Annotated in this window: 20 protein-coding genes; 5 read left to right on the top strand and 15 right to left on the bottom strand. The window is 69.6% G+C overall.

The annotated features are described in order from the left end of the window. Window positions 1-23: 23 nt before the first annotated feature. The 11 genes from ABE85_RS02425 to ABE85_RS02375 all read right to left on the bottom strand — a co-directional run bounded on the left by ABE85_RS02425 (window position 24) and on the right by ABE85_RS02375 (window position 12,344). On the bottom strand, window positions 24-737 hold the full coding sequence (locus ABE85_RS02425; protein WP_409072570.1) for an ABC transporter ATP-binding protein: 714 nt from the start codon (window positions 735-737) through the stop codon (window positions 24-26). Beyond that, window positions 734-1,540, bottom strand: a complete 807-nt coding sequence (locus ABE85_RS02420; protein ID WP_067269752.1) for an ABC transporter ATP-binding protein — start codon at window positions 1,538-1,540, stop codon at window positions 734-736. The genes ABE85_RS02425 and ABE85_RS02420 overlap by 4 nt, the downstream gene beginning before the upstream one ends. After that, window positions 1,533-2,540: a branched-chain amino acid ABC transporter permease gene (locus ABE85_RS02415; protein WP_082938249.1), complete on the bottom strand. Its 1,008-nt coding sequence runs from the start codon at window positions 2,538-2,540 to the stop codon at window positions 1,533-1,535. Before ABE85_RS02415 ends, ABE85_RS02420 begins: the two co-directional genes overlap by 8 nt. Window positions 2,541-2,544: 4 nt before the next feature. Beyond that, entirely contained in the window at window positions 2,545-3,465 is a 921-nt protein-coding gene (locus tag ABE85_RS02410; RefSeq protein ID WP_067269750.1) for a branched-chain amino acid ABC transporter permease, read from the bottom strand. 68 nt (window positions 3,466-3,533) lie between these two features. Continuing rightward, window positions 3,534-4,784 carry an ABC transporter substrate-binding protein gene (locus tag ABE85_RS02405; RefSeq protein WP_082938248.1) on the bottom strand — a complete coding sequence of 417 codons (1,251 nt, stop codon included), beginning with the start codon at window positions 4,782-4,784 and terminating at the stop codon, window positions 3,534-3,536. Between the two features lie 57 nt (window positions 4,785-4,841). Continuing rightward, a complete protein-coding gene (locus tag ABE85_RS02400; RefSeq protein ID WP_067269747.1) occupies window positions 4,842-6,476 on the bottom strand; it encodes a benzoate-CoA ligase family protein in 1,635 nt (544 codons plus the stop codon). Between the two features lie 44 nt (window positions 6,477-6,520). Continuing rightward, window positions 6,521-7,693: an acyl-CoA dehydrogenase family protein gene (locus ABE85_RS02395; RefSeq protein WP_067269745.1), complete on the bottom strand. Its 1,173-nt coding sequence runs from the start codon at window positions 7,691-7,693 to the stop codon at window positions 6,521-6,523. 8 nt (window positions 7,694-7,701) lie between these two features. Next, window positions 7,702-8,541 (bottom strand): enoyl-CoA hydratase family protein, encoded by an 840-nt coding sequence (locus ABE85_RS02390; RefSeq protein ID WP_067269743.1) that lies wholly within the window; start codon window positions 8,539-8,541, stop codon window positions 7,702-7,704. Window positions 8,542-8,616: 75 nt separating this feature from the next. Then, a complete protein-coding gene (locus ABE85_RS02385) occupies window positions 8,617-9,147 on the bottom strand; it encodes a MarR family winged helix-turn-helix transcriptional regulator (RefSeq protein WP_067269741.1) in 531 nt (176 codons plus the stop codon). After that, a complete protein-coding gene (locus tag ABE85_RS02380; RefSeq protein ID WP_067269739.1) occupies window positions 9,147-9,935 on the bottom strand; it encodes an SDR family NAD(P)-dependent oxidoreductase in 789 nt (262 codons plus the stop codon). The genes ABE85_RS02385 and ABE85_RS02380 overlap by 1 nt, the downstream gene beginning before the upstream one ends. 60 nt (window positions 9,936-9,995) lie before the next feature. Continuing rightward, a complete protein-coding gene (locus ABE85_RS02375; protein ID WP_067269737.1) occupies window positions 9,996-12,344 on the bottom strand; it encodes a bifunctional salicylyl-CoA 5-hydroxylase/oxidoreductase in 2,349 nt (782 codons plus the stop codon). A gap of 232 nt (window positions 12,345-12,576) precedes the next feature. Between ABE85_RS02375 and kynB the strand changes: the two genes are divergently transcribed. The 5 genes from kynB (at window position 12,577) to ABE85_RS02350 (ending at window position 17,806) form a co-directional block, all read left to right on the top strand. Next, complete coding sequence (kynB, locus tag ABE85_RS02370; RefSeq protein ID WP_067269735.1) at window positions 12,577-13,248, top strand: arylformamidase; 672 nt, start codon at window positions 12,577-12,579, stop codon at window positions 13,246-13,248. A gap of 28 nt (window positions 13,249-13,276) precedes the next feature. Continuing rightward, entirely contained in the window at window positions 13,277-14,584 is a 1,308-nt protein-coding gene (gene kynU / locus ABE85_RS02365) for a kynureninase (RefSeq protein ID WP_067269733.1), read from the top strand. An 8-nt stretch (window positions 14,585-14,592) separates the two neighbouring features. Further along, window positions 14,593-15,480 (top strand): tryptophan 2,3-dioxygenase, encoded by an 888-nt coding sequence (gene kynA / locus ABE85_RS02360; protein WP_067269732.1) that lies wholly within the window; start codon window positions 14,593-14,595, stop codon window positions 15,478-15,480. Between the two features lie 95 nt (window positions 15,481-15,575). Further along, window positions 15,576-17,393, top strand: coding sequence for an aminopeptidase P family protein (locus ABE85_RS02355; protein ID WP_067281656.1), 1,818 nt, complete (start codon window positions 15,576-15,578; stop codon window positions 17,391-17,393). 131 nt (window positions 17,394-17,524) lie between these two features. Continuing rightward, window positions 17,525-17,806 (top strand): hypothetical protein, encoded by a 282-nt coding sequence (locus ABE85_RS02350; protein ID WP_067269731.1) that lies wholly within the window; start codon window positions 17,525-17,527, stop codon window positions 17,804-17,806. Window positions 17,807-17,844: 38 nt separating this feature from the next. On the opposite strand, the gene ABE85_RS02345 is transcribed toward ABE85_RS02350, so the two are convergent. From ABE85_RS02345 to ABE85_RS26745, 4 genes are all read right to left on the bottom strand, one after another. Continuing rightward, window positions 17,845-18,681, bottom strand: coding sequence for a LytTR family DNA-binding domain-containing protein (locus ABE85_RS02345; RefSeq protein ID WP_067269727.1), 837 nt, complete (start codon window positions 18,679-18,681; stop codon window positions 17,845-17,847). 1 nt (window position 18,682) lies between these two features. Next, complete coding sequence (locus tag ABE85_RS02340; protein ID WP_082938246.1) at window positions 18,683-19,774, bottom strand: sensor histidine kinase; 1,092 nt, start codon at window positions 19,772-19,774, stop codon at window positions 18,683-18,685. Between the two features lie 247 nt (window positions 19,775-20,021). Continuing rightward, window positions 20,022-20,276, bottom strand: coding sequence for a hypothetical protein (locus ABE85_RS02335; RefSeq protein WP_082938959.1), 255 nt, complete (start codon window positions 20,274-20,276; stop codon window positions 20,022-20,024). A gap of 148 nt (window positions 20,277-20,424) precedes the next feature. After that, window positions 20,425-21,021, bottom strand: a complete 597-nt coding sequence (locus ABE85_RS26745; RefSeq protein ID WP_082938245.1) for a hypothetical protein — start codon at window positions 21,019-21,021, stop codon at window positions 20,425-20,427. Between the last annotated feature and the right edge of the window lie 8 nt (window positions 21,022-21,029).

Here is a 21,029-nt window from a genome sequence, read left to right as displayed (position 1 = left end):
TCGTCATGTCGTTCCTTCTCCACTCAGACGCCCAGATGCCGATGCCACAGCCCGTGATCGGCCGCGAGCGCCGCCGAGTCCCCGCGCCACACGACCTGCCCGCGCTCCAGGATGCTGTGCCGGTCCGCCAGACGGATCAGCCGCTTCACGTACTTGTCGACCACCAGGATCGTCTGCCCGGCCTGCCGCAGCGTGTCCAGGCAGCGCCAGATGTCCTCGCGGATCAGCGGCGCGAGGCCCTCGGTGGCTTCGTCCAGCACCAGCAGCCGCGGATTGGTCACCAGCGCGCGGCCGATGGCGAGCATCTGCTGCTCGCCGCCGGAGAGCTGTTGACCCATGTTGGCGGCGCGCTCCTTCAGCCGCGGGAAGAGCGCGAAGACGCGATCGACCGTCCACGGTTCCGTCGCGCGGCAGCGGTTGGCCTCGAAGGCCTTCAAGTGTTCAAGCACGCTGAGGTTGGGGAAGATCTGCCGGCCCTCGGGCACGATCGCCAGCCCCAGTCGCGCGATGCGGTCGGCGCGCCAGCCGGTGACGTCCTCGCCGGCGAAACGGATGCGACCGCCGCTGGGCGCCAGCCAGCCGGTCAGGCAGCGCAGCGTCGTGCTCTTGCCCATGCCGTTGCGGCCCAGCAGCGTCGCGACCTCGCCCGGGGCGATGCTCAGGTCCAGGCCGAACAGCACCTGGCTGTCGCCGTAACCGGCTCGCAGGCCGTCGATCTCGAGCAGCGCGTCGCTCATGCAGACTCCTCCGTCGCCTCGTCGCCGAGGTAGGCCTGCTTGACCGCAGCATCGTTGCGGATCTCGTCGGGCGTGCCGGTCGCGATGACGCGCCCGCTCACCAGCACCGAGACCCGGTCGGCAAGTTTGAACACGGCGTCCATGTCGTGCTCGACCAGGAGCAGGGTCAGGTGTTGCGCCTTCAGGGCGGACAACAGTTCCACCATCCGCGCGGATTCGTCCGGCCCCATGCCGGCCATCGGCTCGTCCAGCAGCAGCAGGCGTGGGCGCGCGGCCAGCGCAAGGGCGAGTTCCAGCTGGCGCTGTTCGCCGTGGGCCAGGCTGCCCGCGACGCGGTCGGCCATCGGCGCGAGCCCGACGAGCGTCAGCATCGCCTCCGCGTCGGCATACGCCGCCTCATCCGCGCGCGCAGTGCGCCACCACGGCGGCGCCTTCGGCCGCCGCGCGAGCACCGCCAGCACGACGTTGTCCAGCACCGTGAAGCGCTTGTAGATGCTGGTGATCTGGAAGGAACGCACCAGGCCCTCCTGCACGCGGCGCGGCATCGACAACGCGGTCACGTCCTCGCCGTCGAAGAAGATCCCGCCGCCGTCAGGCGCCAGCGCGCCGGAGATCTGGTGGATCAGCGTCGTCTTGCCGGCGCCGTTCGGGCCGATGAGCGCGTGGGTCTCGCCGGCGCGGACATCAAAGCCCGCTTCGTCGGTCGCGGTCAGCGCGCCGAAGCGCTTCACCAGGCGATGGACCTGGAGCAGCGACAGCTCAGGCAACGCCGCTGGCAAGGAGACAGTCGCGACCTCACGCATTCGCAGCTCCCTTGGCATCCGCCCTCTTCACACCGAAGCGATCGAAGAGGTCCGCCAATCCGCGCGGTGCGAACAGCACCACGGCGAGCAGGATCGCCCCGAGCGCGAACTGCCAGTGGATGGTCACGCCGGAGAGCAGTTCCTCCAGCAGCAGGAACACCGCCGCGCCGACCGGTCCGCCCCACAAGGCGCCGGCGCCGCCCAGGATCACCATCACCATCAGCTGTCCCGACTGCGACCAGTGCATCAGGTGCGGCGAGACCAGGCCGTTGAGATTGGCCAGCAGCGCGCCGGCGAGGCCCGCGATCGCGCCCGCGACGACGAAGGCCGTCCACTGCACCGCGAAGACGCGGCCGCCGGTCGCGGCGACGCGGGTCTCGTTCTCGCGCGCGGCCTGCAGCAGCCAGCCCAGCGGCGAGTTCACCAGCCGCCGCAATCCCGCGAAGACCAGCGCGAACAGCACCAGCGCGACCCAGTAGAAGGACGCGTCGTCGGCCAGGTTCACCGGCAGCCCGTTCAACGCGGACCGCGCCGGCACCGGCAGGCCGTCGTCGCCGCCGTAGGCCTTCAGCGAGACGGCCAGGTAATGGAACATCTGCGCGAAGGCCAGCGTGATCATGATGAAGTAGACGCCGCGCGTGCGCAGGCTGATGGCGCCGATGACGGCCGCCGCCGCGCCGGACACGAGCATCGCCGCCGGCCACGAGACCCACGCCGACGCCACGCCCGCGTCCGCGAGCACGCCCACGGTGTACGCGCCGATGCCGACGAAGGCCGCATGGCCGAAGCTCACCAGGCCGCCGAAGCCGAGGATCAGGTTCAGGCTCGCGGCGGCGATCGCGAAGATCAGCACGCGTGTGGCGACGACCGTGTAGAACTCCAGGCCCACCGCCTGCAGCAGCGGCGGCAAGGCCGCCAGCGCCGCGAACAGCGCCCAGACCCAGGCTCCGCCGGCGCGGTGATGCAGCAGGGTGCGACGCGGGCGCAGGGACTCGGTCATCGGATCAGCCTCTCGCGGGGAACAGGCCGCGCGGTTTCCAGAACAGCACCGCCGCCATCAGCACGTAGATCAGGATGGCCGCGATCGACGGGCCCAGCGTGGACGCCACCTCCGGCGACGCGACCTGCCGCAGCACCGCCGGCAGCAGCGTGCGCGAACCGGTGTCCACCAGCCCCACCAGCAGCGCGCCGACCAGCGCGCCGCGGATCGAGCCGATGCCGCCGATGACGATCACGACGAAGGCCAGGATGAGGATGCTCTCCCCCATGCCGACCTGCACCGCCAGCAGCGGTCCCAGCAGCGAGCCCGCGAGCGCGCACAGCGCCGCGCCGATGCCGAAGACCGCCGTGAACAACCGGTCCGCGGGCACGCCCATCGCCGTGGTCATTGCCCGGTTGGACGCGCCGGCGCGCACCCACATGCCCCAGCGCGTGCGCGTCACCAGCAGATAGAGCCCCACGGCCACCGCGAGTCCCACGCCGATGATCAGGAGCCGGTAGGCCGGGTACATCAGGCCGGGCAGCAGCTCGACCGGTCCGGACAAGGCGGCCGGCGTGTTGAGCAGCAAGGGCTGTTCGCCCCAGATCATGCGCACGCCCTCGTTGAGCATGAGGATCAACGCGAAGGTCGCCAGCACCTGGCTCAGGTGGTCGCGTTGATAGAGCCGGCGCAGCAGCGTCACCTCCAGCAGCATGCCGAACAGCGCCGTGCCCGCGACCGCCGCGAGCACGGCGACCAGGAAGGACGCGCCCGCCGCGATCGCCGCCGCGGCGAGGTAGGCGCCGATCATGTACAGCGAGCCGTGCGCGAGATTGATCAGGTCCATGATGCCGAAGACCAGCGTCAGGCCGGCGGCCAGCAGGAACAGCATCAGCCCGAACTGCAGCCCGTTGAGGGCCTGTTCGGCGACGAGGATCAGGTCCATGGCGGAACGCTCCGGGAAGACGTCATCGCGAGCGGCGGTCGTCGGGTCACGTCAACGTCCCTGCGCCATCACTTCATCTTGCACTGCGGCGCGTACGCGTCCGCGTGCTGCTCGAAGATCTTGCCCAGCGTCCGGTTGGTCACGCGGCCCTGCGGGTCCTTGGTGATCACGCGCAGGTAGTAGTCCTGCACCGGGTACTGGTTGTGGTTGAAGCGGAAGGCTCCGCGCACCGACTCGAACTTCGCCGCCTTCAGCGCCTTCAGCAGCGCGGGCTTGTCCTCGATCTTCCCCTTCACGTCGCGCACCGCGGCGGCGATCAGCAGCGCCGCGTCGTAGCCCTGGCTCGCGTACAGCGAGGGCAGCCGGCCGTAGGCCTTCACGAAGTCCGCGACGAAGCGCTTGTTGGCGGCGTTGTCGAGGTCGTGCGCCCAGTGCGAGCTGTTGAACATGCCCAGCATCGGCTCGCCGACGGCCTTGATCACGTCCTCATCGGCGGAGAAGCCCGGTCCGAACAGCGTGATGTCCTTGGACAGCCCCGCGCCGACGAACTGCTTGATGAAGTTGATGCCCATGCCGCCGGGCAGGAAGATGTACATCGCGTCGGGCTTGGCCGCGCGGGCCTGCGCCAGCTCCGCCGAATAGTCGAGCTGGCCGAGCTTGGTGTAGATCTCGTCGGCGACCGCGCCCTTGTAGTAGCGGCGGAAACCCGCCACCGCGTCCTTGCCCGCCGGGTAGTTGGGCGCAAGCACCACGACCTTCTTGAAGCCCTTGTCCATCACCGTCTTGCCGATGGCCTCATGCAGGTTGTCGTTCTGCCAGGCGACGTTGAAGAAGTACGGGTTGCACTGCTCGCCCGCGTACTGCGACGGGCCGGCGTTGGCGCTGATGTAGGGCACCTGCGCGGCGAAGACGCCGGGGCCGACCGCCAGCATCACGTTGGAGAACACGATGCCGGTCATCACGTCGACCTTGTCGCGCTTGAGCAGGCGCTCGGCGGACTGCTTGGCGACCTCGGGGTTCTGCTGGTCGTCGGCGATGACGGTCTCCACCGTCAGGCCGCCGAGCTTGCCGCCGTTCTGCTGCACCGCGAGCGCGAAGCCGTCGCGGATGTCCACGCCCAGCCCGGCGCCCGCGCCGGACAGCGTGCTCAGCATGCCGACCTTGAGCTTGTCGGCCGCATGAGCAGCGGGGACAGACGCGGCCAGCGCCGTGAGCGTCACGAGCGCGGTGATCGTCACACGCGCCGTGAGCGCCGTGAGCGCTGCAGGGACGACGGTCTGGACGGGCAGGAACGCGGGGGACTTCGACGGCATCTTCATCGGCTTCTCCGGAGAGGGAACGGGACGATCGGGGGACGGTCGGTCGGAAGACTGCGGTTACTGCTCACGCAGGCGGAAGCGCTGCAGCTTGCCCGTTTCGGTGCGGGGAAGACTGGCGCGGAACTCTATCGCACGGGGGTACTTGTACGGGGCGATCGTGGCCTTGACGAAGTCCTGGATCGCCTTGATCAGCGCGGCGTCGTCGGTCCCGCTGATCGCGCCCGGCTTGAGGACCACGAAGGCCTTCACCACCTGGCCGCGCTCGTCGTCGGGCACGCCGACCACCGCGCACTCGGCCACCGCCGGATGCGCGAGCAGCGCGGACTCGACCTCCGGGCCGGCGATGTTGTAGCCGCCGGAGATGATCATGTCGTCGGTGCGCGCCTGGTAGACGAAGTAGCCGTCGGCATCGATGAGGTAGGCGTCACCGGTGAGGTTCCAGCCGTGCTGCACATACTTCAGCTGGCGGTCATCGGCGAGGTAGCGGCAGCCGGTCGGACCGAGCACGGCCAGCTTGCCGACGCTGCCCTGCGGCACGTCGTTGCCGTCGTCGTCGACCACGCGGGCGCGGTAGCCCGGCACCGGCTTGCCGGTCGCGCCGGGGCGCGCCGTCTCTTCGGTGTGCGAGATGAAGATGTGCAGCATCTCGGTCGCGCCGATGCCGTCGATCATCTCCAGGCCGGTCGTGTCCTTCCACAGCTGGCGCGTTGCGGCGGGCAGCGCCTCGCCGGCGCTCACGCATTTGCGCAGCGAGGACAGGTCGTGCGACGCGGCCTGGGCCGCCATGGCGCGATAGGACGTCGGCGCGGTGAAGCACACCGTCGCGCGGTGCTTCGCGATCGCCGGCAGCAGCGCATCAGGCGACGCTTTCTCCAGCAGCACCGCGGTCGCGCCGACGCTCAGCGGGAACAGCAGCAGGCCGCCCAGTCCGAAGGTGAAGGCCAGCGGCGGGCTGCCGATGAACACGTCATCGGCACGGGCGCGCAGGCAATGCACCGGCCAGCAGCGGCAGATCGCGATGACATCGCGATGGAAGTGCATCGTGCCCTTGGGCTGTCCCGTCGTGCCCGAGGTGAACGCGATCAGCGCGCAGTCGTCGGACGCCGTGTCCGCGTTGTCGAAGCTCGTGGGCTGGCGCTCGGCCAGCGCTTCCAGTCCGTCCGCCGCATCGCTGCGGAACAGGCACACCCGCTTCAGCACGGGGAACTGCGACCGTGCGGTCTCCAGCTCCTCGGCGAGCGCCGCGTCGCACAGCGCATGCGAGACGCGCGCCTTCTCGATGACCTGGCCGAGTTCCTTCGCGCGCAACAGCGGCATCGTCGCGACCGCGATCGCGCCGGCCTTCATCACCGCGAACCAGCAGGCGGCCATCTGCGGCGTGTTGGCGCCGCGGAGCAGCACGCGATTCCCGGGCACGACACCCAGCTCGTTCACCAGGACGTTGGCGATGCGGTTCGCCTGCGCCTGCAGCTCGGCGTAGGTCCAGCGGATCTCGCCGCCGCGACCGTCGCCGCCGATCACGCAGGTCCGACCGCCCTGCCCTTCGTCCACCCAGCGGTCCAGCAGATCCCACGCGCAGTTCATGCGCTCCGGGAACTGCAGCTCCGGCAGGTCGAAGACCAGCGCCGGCCACTGGTCCTGCGGCGGCAGGTGGTCGCGAGCGAAAGTGTCCTGGTGGGCAGTGCGATGCATGAGGAAGTCCTTGTCCGTGCTCGTGCTTGCGTGCTCGTTCGTGCTCAGCCGTTCTTCAACAGGTCTCGGCCGATGATCAGCTGCTGGACCTCGCTGGCCCCTTCGTAGATGCGCAGCGCGCGGATCTCGCGGTAGAGGGATTCGACGATCTCGCCGCGCCGCACGCCGCGGCCGCCGTGCAGCTGCACCGCGGCGTCGATGACGCGCTGCGCGCCTTCGGTGGCCATCAGCTTGGCCATCGCGGCCTCGCGCGTGATCGTGCGGCCCTGGTCGCGTTCCCACGCCGCGCGGTAGACCAGCAGCGCGCTGCTGTCGACGGTGCAGGCCATGTCGGCCAGCTTGGCCTGCGTCAGCGGCAGGTCGGCCAGCGTGGCGCCGAACATCGCGCGTTCCTTGGCCTGGTTCAGCCCTTCCTCAAGGGCTCGTCGCGCGAAGCCCAGCGACGCCGCGGCGACCGAGGTGCGGAACACGTCCAGCGTGCGCATCGCCACCTTGAAGCCCTCGCCCGGCGCGCCGACCATCGCGGTCTTCGGCACGCGGCAGCCGGTGAATCGCAGCCGCGCCAGCGGATGCGGCGCGATCACATCGATGCGCTCGGCGATCTCGAAGCCCGGCGTTCCGGCGTCGACGATGAACGCGCTGATGCCGCGCGAGCCGCGAACGGCCCCCTCGGACCGTTCGCCCTCGCCCGTGCGAGCGAAGACGACGTAGAAGTCCGCGATGCCGCCGTTGGAGATCCAGGTCTTCTGGCCGTCGAGCACGTAGTGTTCGCCGTCCTCACGCGCGGCGCATTGCATCGCGGCGACGTCGGATCCGGCCTCCGGCTCCGAGAGCGCGAACGCCGCCAGCGCCTCGCCCCGAGAGACGCGCGGCAGATACGCCTCGCGCTGCGCCGGCGTGCCCATCAGCGAGATCGCGCCCGAGCCCAGCCCTTGCATCGCGAAGGCGAAGTCCGCGAGGCCGTCATGCCGTGCGAGCGTCTCGCGCAGCAGGCAGATGGCGCGCGTGTCGATGGCCTCGCCCTCGCCCGCCACGGCGTGCTTCAACCACCCGCCGGCGCCGAGCGCCTTCACCAGCGACTTGCAGCTGGTGTCGACGTCCTCGTGATCGACGGAGCCGTGCGCCAGATTGCGCGCGCACCAGCCGTCCAGCTCGCTCGCGAGCGCCCGATGCCTGTCCTCGAAGAACGGCCAGTCCAGATGCTTCAGATGATTCATGGCCGTCCTCAATCGCCCTTGAACTCGGGCCGCTGCTTCGCGACGAACGCGTGATACGCGCGGTGGAAGTCCTGCGTCATCATGCAGATCGCCTGCGCCTGCGCCTCGGCCTCGATGGCCTCGTCGACGCCCATGGTCCACTCCTGATGCAGCATCCGCTTGGTCATCGCGTGCGCGAAGTTCGGACCGGCGGCGATCTCGGCCGCCCAGGCCACGGCCTGTGCCTCCAGCACGTCCGGCTCGGCGACGCGGTTGAAGAAGCCCCACTGGAGCGCCTCGTCGCCGCCCAGGCTGCGGCCGGTGTAGAGCAGGTCCGACGCGCGTCCCTGCCCGACGATGCGCGGCAGCAGCGCGCAGGCGCCCATGTCGCAACCGGCCAGGCCGACACGGGTGAACAGGAAGGCCGTCTTGCTGCGCGCCGTGCCGAGGCGCAGGTCCGAGGCCATCGCCATGATCGCGCCCGCGCCGGCGCAGACGCCGTCGATCGCGGCGACCACCGGCTGCGGACAGGCGCGCATCGCCTTGACCAGGTCGCCGGTCATGCGCGTGAACGCCAGCAGGTCCGGCATGGACATCTTCGTCAGCGGGCCGATGATCTCGTGCACGTCGCCGCCGGAGCAGAAGTTGCCGCCCGCGCCCTGCACGACGATGGCGTTCACCTCGTCCACATAGGCCAGCGTGCGGAACAGGTCGCGCAGTTCGGCGTAGGACTCGAAGGTCAGCGGGTTCTTGCGCTCGGGGCGGTTCAGCGTGACGACGCCGACCGCGCCCTCCTGGCGCCAGCTGAAGTGCTTCGGCTCGAAGCCCTTCAGGCTGCGCGTGTTGCCGCTGATGAGATGGCTGTCCATCGATGAGTACTCCTGTTATTCCTTGGATTCGTCTGCGGCGGTCAGTGGCCGATGGCGGTCATGAGCCGGTGACGGTCATTTGCGGGCGGCGTCGAGTTGCGCGAGGTGGCCCTTCAGCCCCGCGAGCAGCTCGTACACCTGCGTCTTCTGTTCGGGCGGCCAGCCGGCCAGCAGCTCGACGATCCAGCCCTCATGCGTCGCAGCCATGCGCTTGAACTGGCGCCGGCCGGCCGGCGTCAGGCGCACGGTGACGCTGCGCCGGTCCGACGGATGCGGTTCGCGCACGACGTGACCCTCGGCCTCGAGCTGGTCGGTGATGCCGGTGACGTTGCCGCCGGTGACCATCAGCCGCTGCGACAGCTCGCGCATCGTCAACCCGTCAGGGCTGCGCTCCAGCTGCGCGAGCAGGTCGAAGCGCGGCAGCGTCGTGCCGAAGTCGTTGCGCAGGCGCTGGCGGATCTGGTCCTCGATGCGCGTCGTGCAGGCCAGCAGACGCAGCCAGACGCGCAGGGCCTGGTGGTCGCCGTCGTGCATGCGCGACTCCAGGTCCGGAACGAGTGCCGGGCCGGCGTCTGACTCGTCGTCATTCCGGGTCGCGTCGCGCATCACATCACCTCCCCGCCGGCGACGGCGATCGCCTGGCCCGTGATCGAACCGCTGTCGCGACGCGCCAGCCACGCCACCGACGCGGCGACTTCCGCCGGATCGACCAGCCGTCCCTGCGGATTGACCGAGGCGAGCTCGGCGCGCGCCTCGTCAGCCGTGCGGCCGGTCTTGGCGACGATGGTGTCGATGGCGCCGGCGACGATGTCGGTCTCGGTGTAGCCCGGGCAGACCGCGTTGACGGTCACACCCTTGCGCGCCGTCTCCAGCGCCAGCGCGCGCGTCAGGCCGAGCACGCCATGCTTGGCCGCGCAGTAGGCGGCGACGTAGGCATAGCCCTTCAGCGCGGCGGTGCTCGCGACATTGACGATGCGGCCGAAGCGGCGCTCAGTCATCGCGGGGAGCACCTCGCGGCTGCACAGGAAGCTGCCGGTCAGGTTCACGTTGAGCAGGCGCTGCCAGACATCGAGCGAGGTCTTCGCGAGCGGCGCCGTCTCGACCTGCCCGGCGTTGTTGACCAGCAGGTCGATGGGTCCGGCCGCGGCCACTGCCGCTGCGAAGGCCTCGCGCACGCTGGCCTCGTCGCCGACGTCGCAGACCTGCAGCTCGACGGACGGACCGCCGTCGACGTTGAGCTTGTCGCGCTGCGCCTTCAGCGTCCCGATGCGCCGGCCCATCAACGTGACGCGCGCGCCGTCGGCGATCAGCGCCTGCGCGATCGCGGCGCCGATGCCGGAGCCGCCGCCGGTGACGACGGCATGCAGGCCTTCGAGCGGATACCTGTTGCTCATGCCGACTCCTTGCCGATGTGTCCCGTCGTGCCGATGTCTGCTGTTGTCATGACCACCGCCTCAGACACCGAGCGCCTTGTTGGCCTGTTCCTGCGCGGCGGCGCCGCCGCCCGTGGCGCGCTGGCGCTCGAACTCGCGCTCCATCTGGCTCTTGCCGGACAGGTACTGCATCGGCCAGTCCAGGCCCGGACCCGACAGGTAACCGATCTTCGCGGCCTCGGTCAGCGTCCAGGCCGGATTGGCCAGATGCGGACGCGCGATCGCGCACAGGTCCGCGCGGCCGGCCGCGATGATGCTGTTGACGTGGTCCGCTTCGGAGATCGCGCCCACCGCGATCGTCGCGATGCCGGCGCGGTTGCGCACGCTTTCGCTGAAGGGCGTCTGCCACATGCGCCCGTACGTGGGCCGCTCCTGCTTGCTCACCTGACCCGAGGAGACGTCGATGAGATCGGCCCCCGCGGCCTTGAAGGCCTCGGCCATGGCGACCGCATCCTCGGTCGTCGTGCCGCCGGGCACCCAGTCGCTCGCGGAGATCCGCACCGACATCGGCCGGTCCTGCGGCCACACGGCGCGCATCGCCGCGAAGACTTCGAGCGGGTAGCGCAGGCGGTTCTCCAGAGAACCACCGAATTCATCGCTACGTTGGTTCGTCAAAGGCGACAGGAAGCTCGACAGCAGGTAGCCGTGCGCGCAGTGCAGCTCCAGCCAGTCGAAGCCGGCCTCCGCGGCGCGCCGTGTCGCGGCGACGAAGTCCGCCTTCACGCGATCCATGTCCGCACGGGTCATCTCGCGCGACCACTGGCTGACACCGTCCAGGTACTGCTGCGGCGACGCCGAGATCAAGGGCCAGTTGCCGTCGTCCAGCGGCTGGTCGATGCCGTCCCAGGCCACGCGCGTCGAGCCCTTCGCGCCGGCGTGGCCGAGCTGCAGCGCGATCTTCGCGGTGGAGCTGCGGTGCACGTGATCGACGATGCGCTTCCAGCCGTCGCGTTGCGCGTCGTTCCACAGGCCGGGGCATCCCGGCGTGATGCGCGCGTCCGGCGAGACGCAGGTCATCTCGACGAACACCAGCCCCGCGCCGCCCATCGCGCGGGCGCCGAGGTGGGTCAGGTGATAGTCCGCCGGCTGGCCGTCCTCGCAGGAGTACTGCGCCATCGGCGACACGACCACGCGGTTCTTCAGCCGTGTGCCGCGCAGCTGGAAAGGCGTGAACATCGGCGGCGCGGCGCGGTCCAGGCCCGCGCGTCGCGAGAGCCACGACTCGTACTCGCCGACGTAGCGCGCATCGCGCAGCCGCAGGTTCTCGTGCGAGATCCGCTGCGAGCGCGTCAGCAGCGAGTACGCGAACTGCTCCGGCGCCAGGCGCGCGTGGCGGTCGACGTTCTCGAACCACTCCGTCGAATTGCGCGCGGCATTCTGGATGCGCAGCACGTCGATGGCGCGCGTGGCTTCATAGGCCTCCAGCGCGGCGGGCAGGCTGTCGACGCCGCCGCCATGGCGCTCGATGTCGCGCGCCAGCGCGATCGCATCCTCCAGCGCGAGCTTGGTGCCCGAGCCGATCGAGAAATGCGCCGTGTGCGCGGCGTCACCCATCAGCACGACCGGCGCACGGCCGTTGTGATGCACCCAGCGCTTGCAGACGACACGCGGGAAGCGGATCCACTGCGCCGAGCCGCGCAGATGCGCCGCATTCGAGATCAGCGGATGGCCGTCGAGCACTTTCGCGAAGAGCCGCTCGCAGAAGGCGATGCCCTCTTCCTTGCTCATGTCCTCGAGGCCGGCGTCCTTCCAGACCTGCTCCGGCGTCTCGACGATGAAGGTCGAATGCGTGTCGTCGTAGCGGTAGGCGTGCGCCTGGAACCAGCCCCACTCGGTCTTCTGGAAGTCGAAGGTGAAGGCGTCGAAGAGCCGGGTCGTGCCCAGCCACACGAAGCGGCAGTTCCGCAGGTCGATGTCGGGCTGGTACGTCGCTGCGTACTTCTGGCGCAGACGGCTGTTGAGGCCGTCCGCCGCGATGATCAGGTCGGCGTCGATGTCGGCGTCGTCGGCGACATCGGTCTCGTAGCGCAGCACGACGCCCAGTTCCTCGCAGCGGTCGCGCAGGATGTCCAGCAGCTTGCGCCGGCCGATGCCGCAGAAGCCGTGTCCGCCGGACACCATCGTGCGGCCGTCGATGTGGACGGCGATGTCGTCCCAGTGGTTGAAGGACTGCAGGATCTGCTCGGCCGTCTTCGGGTCGGCCTCGCGCAGCGCGGCCAGCGTCTGGTCCGAGAACACCACGCCCCAGCCGAAGGTGTCGCCGGCGCGGTTGCGCTCCAGCACCGTGACCTCGTGCGCCGGGCTCTGCCGCTTCATCAGCAGCGCGAAGTACAGGCCGGCGGGACCGCCGCCGATGCAGGTGATACGCATGGTGGAAAACCCGGCGAGCGTCGGGCGAGGACTGCTTGACGGGATCACTTTAGGCCTGGATAGTTGAGGTGTCAACGATTGACGGGCGCTAGATAACCCTGAACCCGTCGACGTCGCCGCCCCGGGCGGCTTGCGCAAAGCACCCGGCCTTGTTGGAATTAACCGACACCACGGTCCAGGACCGCGCGCTAAGGTGCGCGCCGTCTAGCCGAAGGCCCGGCAGGAGCAGCAGATGAAGTCAACCAGCCCATCCTCCCAACGATCGTCCGAGCGATCCTCTCCACGCTCGCTGTGGGACATCTCGCCGGTGGTGGCGCCCGACGCGCCCATCTTTCCCGGCGACGAGCCCTACGCGCTGAAGTGGACCGCGCGGCTGTCGCCGGAGTGCCCGGTGAACCTGAGCGCGATCACGATGTCGCCGCATGTGGGCGCGCATGCCGATGCGCCCTTGCATTACGCCGACGGCGTCGCGAGCGCGGCGGAGGTCGCGCTCGATCCCTACCTCGGTCCCTGCCGCGTGATCCATGCGATCGGCTGCGGACCGCTGATCCGCGTCGAGCATCTGGAACACGCGGCGCAGGATCTTCCGGCGCGTGTGCTGGTGCGTTGCAACGAGCGCGCGGACACCGTCTGGAATCCCGAGTTCAGCGCCTATGCGCCCGAGACCGTCGAGTGGCTGGCCGCGCGCGGCGTGAAGCTGATCGGACTCGACACGCCGAGCGTCGATCCCGCCACCAGCAAGACGCTGGACAGCCATCAGCGCCTGCTGCGGCTGGACCTGCGCGTGCTGGAGAACCTCGTGCTCGACGACGTGCCCGAAGGCGACTACGAACTGATCGCGCTGCCGCTCAAGCTCGCCGGCGCCTGCGCGTCGCCGGTGCGCGCGGTGCTGCGCTCGCTGTGACCCTCTTCCGACATCATCTGGAACATCGATGACCACTAGACAAGACTGCCTGGCCCTGGACGCCGCCGATCCGCTGGCGCCGCTGAAGGACCAGTTCTCGCTGCCCGCGGGCACGCTCTACCTGGACGGCAATTCGCTGGGCGCGATGCCCAAGGCGACTGCGGCGCGCGTGCAGCAGGTGATCGCCGAGGAATGGGGCCGCGACCTGATCAAGAGCTGGAACACCGCCGGCTGGATCGACTTGCCCTCACGCATCGGCGACAAGATCGGCCGCCTGATCGGCGCGAAACCCGGCGAGACGATCGTCGCGGACTCCACCTCGCTCAACCTCTACAAGGTGCTGAGCGCGGCGCTGCGCATCGTCAGGGCCGGCGACGCTGACGGCCGCCGCACGGTCGTCGTCTCCGAGCGCAGCAACTTCCCCACCGACCTCTACATCGCGGAGAGCCTCGCCGAGCAATTCGGCATGACGCTCCACCTCGTCGACCACGTCGACGAGATCCCCGGCCTGCTGAACGACAAGCTCGCCGTGCTCATGCTGACCGAGGTCAACTACCGCACCGGCCGCAAGCACGACATGAAGGCGGTGACGGCCGCGGCGCACGCGGCCGGCGCGCTGACGGTGTGGGACCTCGCGCACTCGGCGGGCGCGATCCCGGTCGACCTGAACGGCGCGGATGCGGACTTCGCCATCGGCTGCGGCTACAAGTACCTCAACGGCGGCCCCGGCGCGCCCGCCTTCGTCTGGGCGCATCCTCGTCACGCGGACCGCTTCTGGCAGCCGCTGTCAGGCTGGCTGGGCCATGCGGCGCCGTTCCAGTTCACCTCGAATTACGCGCCCGCGCCAGGCATCAAGCGCTACATCTGCGGCACGCCGGCGATCCTGTCGACGGCGGCGCTGGAGTGCGGCGTCGACACGCTGCTGGCGGCCGAGCCCTTCGGTGGCATGGCCGCGCTGCGCGAGAAGTCGATCGCGTTGACCGAGCTCTTCGCGCGCCTGGCCGAGCAGCGCTGCGGCGGGCAAGGCGTCTACGTCGTCTCGCCGCGCGAGGCCGCGCATCGAGGCAGCCAGGTCTGCCTCGCGCTGAAGGCACCGCTGCATGAGACGACCGGCTACGCGGTCGTGCAGGCGCTGATCGAGCGCGGCGTGATCGGCGACTTCCGCGCCGGCGACCCGACGCGGCTCGACGAGGTGCCGCACATCCTGCGCTTCGGCTTCACGCCGCTGTACATCGGCTACACCGACGCGTGGGACGCGGTCGAGCATCTGCATCAGGTGCTGGCCACCGGGGAATGGCGCGAGGCGCGCTTCAACAAGAAGGCGGCAGTGACATGAGTTGCCCGATGGGACATGGCGCCGGCGCGGCGGACGACAAGGCGGGGAAAGACGTCGGACAAGGCGGCGAGGCCATCGTCCGCGAGGAAGGCGCGCAGCTCGACTTCTCCAAGGACATGAGCTACGGCGACTACCTCCGCCTGGACCAGGTGCTGAGCGCGCAACACCCGCTCTCGCCTGACCACAACGAGATGCTCTTCATCATCCAGCACCAGACCTCGGAGCTGTGGATGAAGCTGATGCTGCACGAGCTGCATGGCGCGGTGACGCATGTGGCCTCGGACCAGTTGCCCGAAGCCTTCAAGATGCTGGCGCGGGTGTCGCGGATCATGGAGCAGCTCGTCCACGCCTGGGACGTGCTCAGCACGATGACGCCGCCGGAGTACTCGGCCATCCGGCCCTACCTCTCCAACAGCAGCGGCTTCCAGAGCGCGCAGTACCGGCGCATCGAGTTCATGCTCGGCAACAAGAACCCCGCGATGCTCAAGCCGCACGCGCACCGCGCCGATCTGCTGGCCGAGGTGCAGGCGGCTTACGAGGCGCCGTCGCTGTACGACGAAGTGTTGCGGCTGCTGAAGCGCCGCGGCATCGACGTGCCCGCCGCGGCGCTCGACCGCGACTGGACGCAGCCGCGCTCCGCCGACGACGGCGTCAAGGCCGCCTGGCTCGAGGTCTACCGCGATCCGAAGGCGCATTGGGACCTGTACCAGATGGGCGAGGAACTCGTGGACCTCGAAGACGCCTTCCGGCTCTGGCGGTTCCGCCATGTCACGACCGTGGAACGCGTCATCGGCTTCAAGCGCGGCACCGGCGGCACCGGCGGCGTCAGCTATCTGCGCAAGATGCTCGACGTCGTGCTGTTCCCGGAGCTGTGGGCCTTGCGGACCGAACTGTGACGGAGCTCTGACGGAGCCTCCTACAATCGACGGCTTCGATGTGGGCGGCCTATCCGGCCGCCCGCGGTCTGCCCGCCAACCCGCCGAGGCCCGCCATGGATACCCGCCTTTCCCAGATCAAGCTGCGCATCTCCAGACTGCGCGACGCGCTGCGCAACGCCGGCGCCCACGCCATCCTGGTCCCCTCGGCCGATCCGCATCTCTCCGAATACCTGCCGCGACGCTGGCAGGCCCGCGAAGTCTTCTCCGGCTTCACCGGCTCCATGGGCACGCTGGTCGTCACGCTCGATGACGCCCAACTCTTCGCCGACAGCCGCTACTGGACCTCCGCCGAACGCGAACTCGCCGACAGCGGCATCACCCTCTTCAAGATCCCCACCGGCGCCTCCAGCCAGCACATCACCTGGATCGCCGACACGCTGCAGAGCGGCCAGACACTGGTCGTCGACGGCCAGGTGCTCGGACTCGCCGTCGCGCAGCAGCTGCGCGCGGCGCTCGGCGCCAAGGGCGTGCTGATCGACACGTCACTCGACCTGATCGACCAGGCCTGGGAGGACCGTCCCGGCCTGCCCGACGCGCCCATCTACGAACACGCCGCGCCGCAAGCCACCGTCAGCCGCGCCGACAAGCTGCAGCAGGTCCGCGAAGGCATCGCCAGACATGGCGCCTCGCATCACCTGATCTCCAGCGTCGACGACATCGCCTGGCTGTTCAACCTGCGCGGCTCCGACGTCACCTACAACCCGGTGTTCCTCGCGCACGCGCTGCTCGACAGGAACGGCGCGACGCTGTTCGTGCAGCCCGGCAAGATCGATGCGGCGCTCGAGCAGCGGCTCGCGGCCGACGGCGTGCGGCTCGCGCCTTATGCCGATGCGCGCGCGTCGCTCGGCGCCCTGCCCGCCGATGCGAAGGTCCTCATCGATCCGCGCCGCGTGACGCTCGGCCTGCGCGAAGCGCTGCCCGCATCGGCGGCCGTCGTCGAGGCCATCAATCCCAGCACGCTGCTGAAGAGCCGCAAGAACGCCGCCGAGGCGCAGTTCATCCGTCAGGCGATGGAGCAGGACGGCGCCGCGATGTGCGCGTTCTACGCGTGGTTCGAGGCAGCGATGGCGCGTGGCGAGGCGATCTCCGAGCTCACCATCGACGAGCGCCTGAGCGCCGAGCGCGCCAGGCGCCCCGGCTTCGTGGGCCTGTCGTTCTCGACGATCGCCGGCTTCAACGCCAACGGCGCGATGCCGCATTACCGCGCGGTGCCCGAGTCCTTCTCCCAGATCGACGGCGACGGCTTGCTGCTGATCGACTCCGGCGGCCAATACCTCGGCGGCACGACCGACATCACCCGCGTCTGGCCGATCGGCACCATCACCGACGACCACAGGCGCGACTACACGCTGGTGCTCAAGGGCACGATCGCGCTGTCGCGCGCCGCGTTCCCGCGCGGCACGCTGAGCCCCATGCTCGACGCCATCGCCCGCGCGCCGCTGTGGGCGCATGGCCTGGACTACGGCCACGGCACGGGCCACGGCGTCGGTTACTTCATGAACGTGCATGAAGGCCCGCAGAGCATCTCGAAGGCTGTGCCCGATGCGAACATGGCCATGGAGCCCGGCATGATCACGTCGATCGAGCCCGGCCTCTACCGCCCCGGCCAATGGGGGGTGCGGATCGAGAACCTCGTGTTGAACGTGGCCTTCGACACCCCCGAAAAGGGGCAGTTCGGCGAGATGCTGGCCTTCGAGACGCTGACGCTGTGCCCCATCGACACGCGCTGCATCGCAGTGGCCCTGCTGTCGGAAGAAGAACTCGCCTGGCTGAATGCATATCACGCCGAAGTGCGCCGCCGCCTGGCGCCGCTGGTCGAGGGCGAGGCGCTCGCGTGGCTGAACACCCGCACCGAAGCGCTGCAACGTTGAGCGTCCGACCGTCCATGCGACGGACAGCGGAAAAGCGCGGCTGAGCCGCGCTTTTTTACGTCCGGCTTCGCTGGAAGCGCTCCATGCCGCCACCTAGACTTGTTGCAGGTTGTCGACGAGGAGCAGAGACCATGGACACCCGACTCTCTCAAGCGTGGAACGGCTGGCGCGCACTGGCGCGACATCGGCCGTCGACCAACGACGAACGCGAGCTGCACCGTTTCTCCGACGGCGCCATGCACACCGCGTTGATGGCCGCGATCATCGCGGTGGCCGTGATGGCCGTCGTGCAGATGGTCAACGTCGCCGCCCCGATGTGGCAGCTGGAGCCTGTCGTCGTGCAAGGCAAGGCGCAGCAGCTGCCGTTGCCCGCCGCGCCGCAGCCGCTGGAACAGGCGCAGCCCCGGCGCTGAACGCCTCAGGGCCGGCCATGCCGGCCCCCCGGGCCGTCTCACATCTGACGGAACAGGTGCAGGTAGCTGCGGCTGACCGGCAGCACCTCGGGCCTGGCCTTCAGGTGAAGGTCCGCCGTCTCGTTGGGGCCGCGCGTGACATGACTGATCGCGTGGAGGTTCACCACGACCGAACGGTGGACCTGCACGAAGCGCTGCGCATCGAGCCGCTCGATCAACTCGCGGATCGGCGTGCGGATCAGCGCCTCGCCCTCGGCGGTGACGACCAGCGTGTACTTCTCGTCCGAGCGCAGGAACAGGATCTCGTCGACCGGAATCAGCTTGAGCGTCGAGCCCACCGAGGCACGGATCCATTGCAGCGGGCCGGTGTCGGTCGCCAGGCCGCCGGCCGTCGGCGCGGCCGCGCCCGGCGGGCGGGCCATGCGCCGGGCCAGCTCGTCGATGACCGCTTCCAGCGCCGCCTGGCTGCCGTCCGCGCGCGAGCGCTGGGGCAGCTCCGCCAGACGATCCTTCAGCCGGCCGACCGTGTCGGCCAGGCGGACCTCGTCGACCGGCTTGACCAGATAGTCGATCGCGCCGCGTTCGAAGGCCTGCAACGCGTAGTCCTCGAAGGCGGTCACGAACACCACCTGCGCCTGGCGCGCGATCTGCCGCGCCGCCTCCATCCCGTTCAGACCGGGCATGTGCACGTCGAGGAAGGCGATGTCGGGCCGATGGATCTCGAACATCTCGACCGCCTCGCGGCCGTTGCGCGCCTGCGCGACGACGCGCAGTTCCGGCCAAAGCAGCGCGAGGCTGCGTTGCAGGCTGTCGCGCAGCAGCGGTTCGTCGTCGGCGATCAGGGCCGTGGGGGCGGTCGGCGCGGAAAAGCTCATGTCATTGCGGAGTGAAGCGCACTTCGGCGCACAGGCCGTGCGGCTGATTCTCGGTCAGCGCCAGCGTCGCGCCGAGGCCGTAGAACAGCGTCAGCCGCTCGCGCAGGTTGCGCAGCCCGGTGCCGCTGCCCATGCTCTGCGTCATGCCGACGCCGGTGTCGCTGACCCACAGCCGGACCTGACCGTCGCGCAGCGCGCCGCCGACCTCGATGCGGCCGCCCTCCTCGCTCGGGTCGATGCCGTGGCGCACGGCGTTCTCGACCAGCGTCAGCAAGGCCATGGGCGGAAAGCGCAGCCCGTCGAGTTCCGGCGACAGGTCGACGACGTACTCCAGCCGGTCCGGCATCCGCAGGTGCATCAGCTCGAGGTAGGCGCGCACCAGGGAAACCTCGTCCGACAGCGTCGTGGCATCGCCCTGCAGCCGCGGCATCGCCGCGCGCAGGTAGGCGATCAGGCTCCGCAGCACCGGGGCGGCCTGCGGGGACCCGGTCTCGACCAGGGCGCGGACGTTGGCCAGCGTGTTGAACAGGAAATGCGGCTCGACCTGCGCCTGCAGCAGCCGCAGCCGGGCGTCCAGTGCCTGGCGCCCGAGTTCGCTGCGTTCGAGTTCGAAGCTCAGGGCCTGGCTGCGGGCCTCCGCGTCGCGCTGCCTGTACAGCGCCCCCATCGCCAGCAAGGGCCCGACCACCAGACCCGATCCCGCGATCCAGAGGAAGCCCAGCATCCGCGATTCGGATTCGACGAAGCTGGAGAAGTCGCCGCCGACGGCGACCATGTAGACCGCCAGCGTGGCCAGCGGCACCGCCGCCGCGACCACGACGACCTGGAACAGCCAGCGCGCCCACCAGCGCGGCAGACGGCGCGGCCACTGCCCCGCCGCGGAGAAGGCCAGCAGCGCGAGCATGCCCACGAACATCGTCCGCCCCAGCAGGACGGGGAACGGCGTGATGAAGATCGGTTGCAGCGCCAGCGCGAAGACGGTGGCCAGCGCCAGCGCCAGCAGGACGCGCTGCGGCGTCAGGTAGGAGACGAAACCATGCCAGGCCGGATGCGGGGGCTCGATCGGGCTGACAGGGAGGACCGGGGTCGACATGGCCGCACGATAACGGCCTGTCCGCGACGATCCAAGCGCTGGGGTGCGACTACGCGACGAAGCACGGGATGAGCCGCTTGAGTCACGGCGCTGGGTCTGGCAACCGCACCGGCGCGCGGTGGGCGTGATGGGCGAACTGCGGAGACCCGGGGCAGCGTGGCGAGGAAATCCTCGAACAGGTCGCCTTCGAACAGGTCGCCTTCGAACAGGTCGTCGAGCATGCCGGCCTCGTCCATGAGGGTCGCGATCACGCGTACATCCCGATCCGGCACATCACGGCTTCCTTGCCGGCGTTGATGGCGAAGCGCAGCGCCTCCGCCGGCGTCGCCCAGCCGTAGCCACCTGCCAGGTTCTCGTCCCGGAAGGCCTCGCGCTTGTTCATCGCCTCGCTCAGCCCCGTGCGCACCACGACGACCGCCGCCACGTAGCCGAACTGGCGGGGGCGCTCGATGGCGCCGGCGTAGATGCGGTAATCCCCGGTCTCGACTTCGGCGAAGTGCATGGCTGACTCCTTCAACGACAGGCCGCTCATGTGGGCCGCGATGGAGTCAACTTTGCGCGCTCGAACGCGCGATGCATACCCAACTGAGGGGGGCCCTCGGAAGGGGGAGTCCGTCCCGGATCCCCCTATCGGGCGAGAGACGAAGCGCTCAGAACTGGTTCTTGGCGATCGAGGCGTATTCGCGCAACTCGGCATCGACGACCCGCTTGGGCGGCGTGTCGGCCGGGCGCTGGCCCAGCGTGGGATGCAGGACGTCGTAAGACCGGCGCTCCGACGGCGAAATGACGCCGTTCTGGTCGGAATCGGCCTCGGCATAGACCAGGTTGGGCACCAGGCTGATCGGCTCCGGAAACTTCTCGTCCTTGGACACCACGGCGGCCCGGGCGTTCGAGGGCTGGAAGGACGTGCTCTGAGCCGTCACGGTCGTCGGCGCGGCAGGCGCCGGAGCCGGCGCAGGGGTTGGCGCTGGCGCCGGGGCTGAAGCTTGAGCTTGAGGCTGGGACTGGGACTGGGTCGGTTGTGCCACCGTCGGGGTCTGTGCCGACGCCGTCTGCGCCTGGGTGTCGGAGGCCGCCAGGCTCGCTGCCTGCGGTGACAGGCTCACCACGGCGGACGCCTCGGCCTGCGGCGCCGTTGAAGCCGAGGTCGAGGTGTCAGAGACGCCGGCTTCGCGCACGCGTGCCGACTGCCCGGTCGTGGCACCGGGTCCGTTCAAATTCGTCGTGTTGTTCAGGGCAGCAATCATGGCGAGCC

The sequence above is a fragment of the Mitsuaria sp. 7 genome (genome assembly GCF_001653795.1).
Taxonomy (GTDB): domain Bacteria; phylum Pseudomonadota; class Gammaproteobacteria; order Burkholderiales; family Burkholderiaceae_C; genus Roseateles.
Note: the sequence above shows the minus strand (reverse complement) of the source record. Positions and strands in the feature narration are given on the sequence as shown.

What these genes read in the sequence shown, in the direction of transcription:
- ABE85_RS02415 (WP_082938249.1), bottom strand. Translation starts at nt 2,540, where the DNA reads ATGACCGAGTCCCTGCGCCCGCGTCGCACCCTGCTGCATCACCGCGCC.
- kynB (WP_067269735.1), top strand. Translation starts at nt 12,577, where the DNA reads ATGAAGTCAACCAGCCCATCCTCCCAACGATCGTCCGAGCGATCCTCT.
- ABE85_RS02350 (WP_067269731.1), top strand. Translation starts at nt 17,525, where the DNA reads ATGGACACCCGACTCTCTCAAGCGTGGAACGGCTGGCGCGCACTGGCG.
- ABE85_RS02400 (WP_067269747.1), bottom strand. Translation starts at nt 6,476, where the DNA reads ATGCATCGCACTGCCCACCAGGACACTTTCGCTCGCGACCACCTGCCG.
- ABE85_RS02335 (WP_082938959.1), bottom strand. Translation starts at nt 20,276, where the DNA reads ATGCACTTCGCCGAAGTCGAGACCGGGGATTACCGCATCTACGCCGGC.
- ABE85_RS02390 (WP_067269743.1), bottom strand. Translation starts at nt 8,541, where the DNA reads ATGGACAGCCATCTCATCAGCGGCAACACGCGCAGCCTGAAGGGCTTC.
- ABE85_RS02355 (WP_067281656.1), top strand. Translation starts at nt 15,576, where the DNA reads ATGGATACCCGCCTTTCCCAGATCAAGCTGCGCATCTCCAGACTGCGC.
- ABE85_RS02345 (WP_067269727.1), bottom strand. Translation starts at nt 18,681, where the DNA reads ATGAGCTTTTCCGCGCCGACCGCCCCCACGGCCCTGATCGCCGACGAC.
- ABE85_RS02405 (WP_082938248.1), bottom strand. Translation starts at nt 4,784, where the DNA reads ATGAAGATGCCGTCGAAGTCCCCCGCGTTCCTGCCCGTCCAGACCGTC.
- ABE85_RS02425 (WP_409072570.1), bottom strand. Translation starts at nt 737, where the DNA reads ATGAGCGACGCGCTGCTCGAGATCGACGGCCTGCGAGCCGGTTACGGC.
- ABE85_RS26745 (WP_082938245.1), bottom strand. Translation starts at nt 21,021, where the DNA reads ATGATTGCTGCCCTGAACAACACGACGAATTTGAACGGACCCGGTGCC.
- ABE85_RS02375 (WP_067269737.1), bottom strand. Translation starts at nt 12,344, where the DNA reads ATGCGTATCACCTGCATCGGCGGCGGTCCCGCCGGCCTGTACTTCGCG.
- kynA (WP_067269732.1), top strand. Translation starts at nt 14,593, where the DNA reads ATGGGACATGGCGCCGGCGCGGCGGACGACAAGGCGGGGAAAGACGTC.
- ABE85_RS02395 (WP_067269745.1), bottom strand. Translation starts at nt 7,693, where the DNA reads ATGAATCATCTGAAGCATCTGGACTGGCCGTTCTTCGAGGACAGGCAT.
- ABE85_RS02410 (WP_067269750.1), bottom strand. Translation starts at nt 3,465, where the DNA reads ATGGACCTGATCCTCGTCGCCGAACAGGCCCTCAACGGGCTGCAGTTC.
- kynU (WP_067269733.1), top strand. Translation starts at nt 13,277, where the DNA reads ATGACCACTAGACAAGACTGCCTGGCCCTGGACGCCGCCGATCCGCTG.
- ABE85_RS02340 (WP_082938246.1), bottom strand. Translation starts at nt 19,774, where the DNA reads ATGTCGACCCCGGTCCTCCCTGTCAGCCCGATCGAGCCCCCGCATCCG.
- ABE85_RS02385 (WP_067269741.1), bottom strand. Translation starts at nt 9,147, where the DNA reads ATGCGCGACGCGACCCGGAATGACGACGAGTCAGACGCCGGCCCGGCA.
- ABE85_RS02380 (WP_067269739.1), bottom strand. Translation starts at nt 9,935, where the DNA reads ATGAGCAACAGGTATCCGCTCGAAGGCCTGCATGCCGTCGTCACCGGC.
- ABE85_RS02420 (WP_067269752.1), bottom strand. Translation starts at nt 1,540, where the DNA reads ATGCGTGAGGTCGCGACTGTCTCCTTGCCAGCGGCGTTGCCTGAGCTG.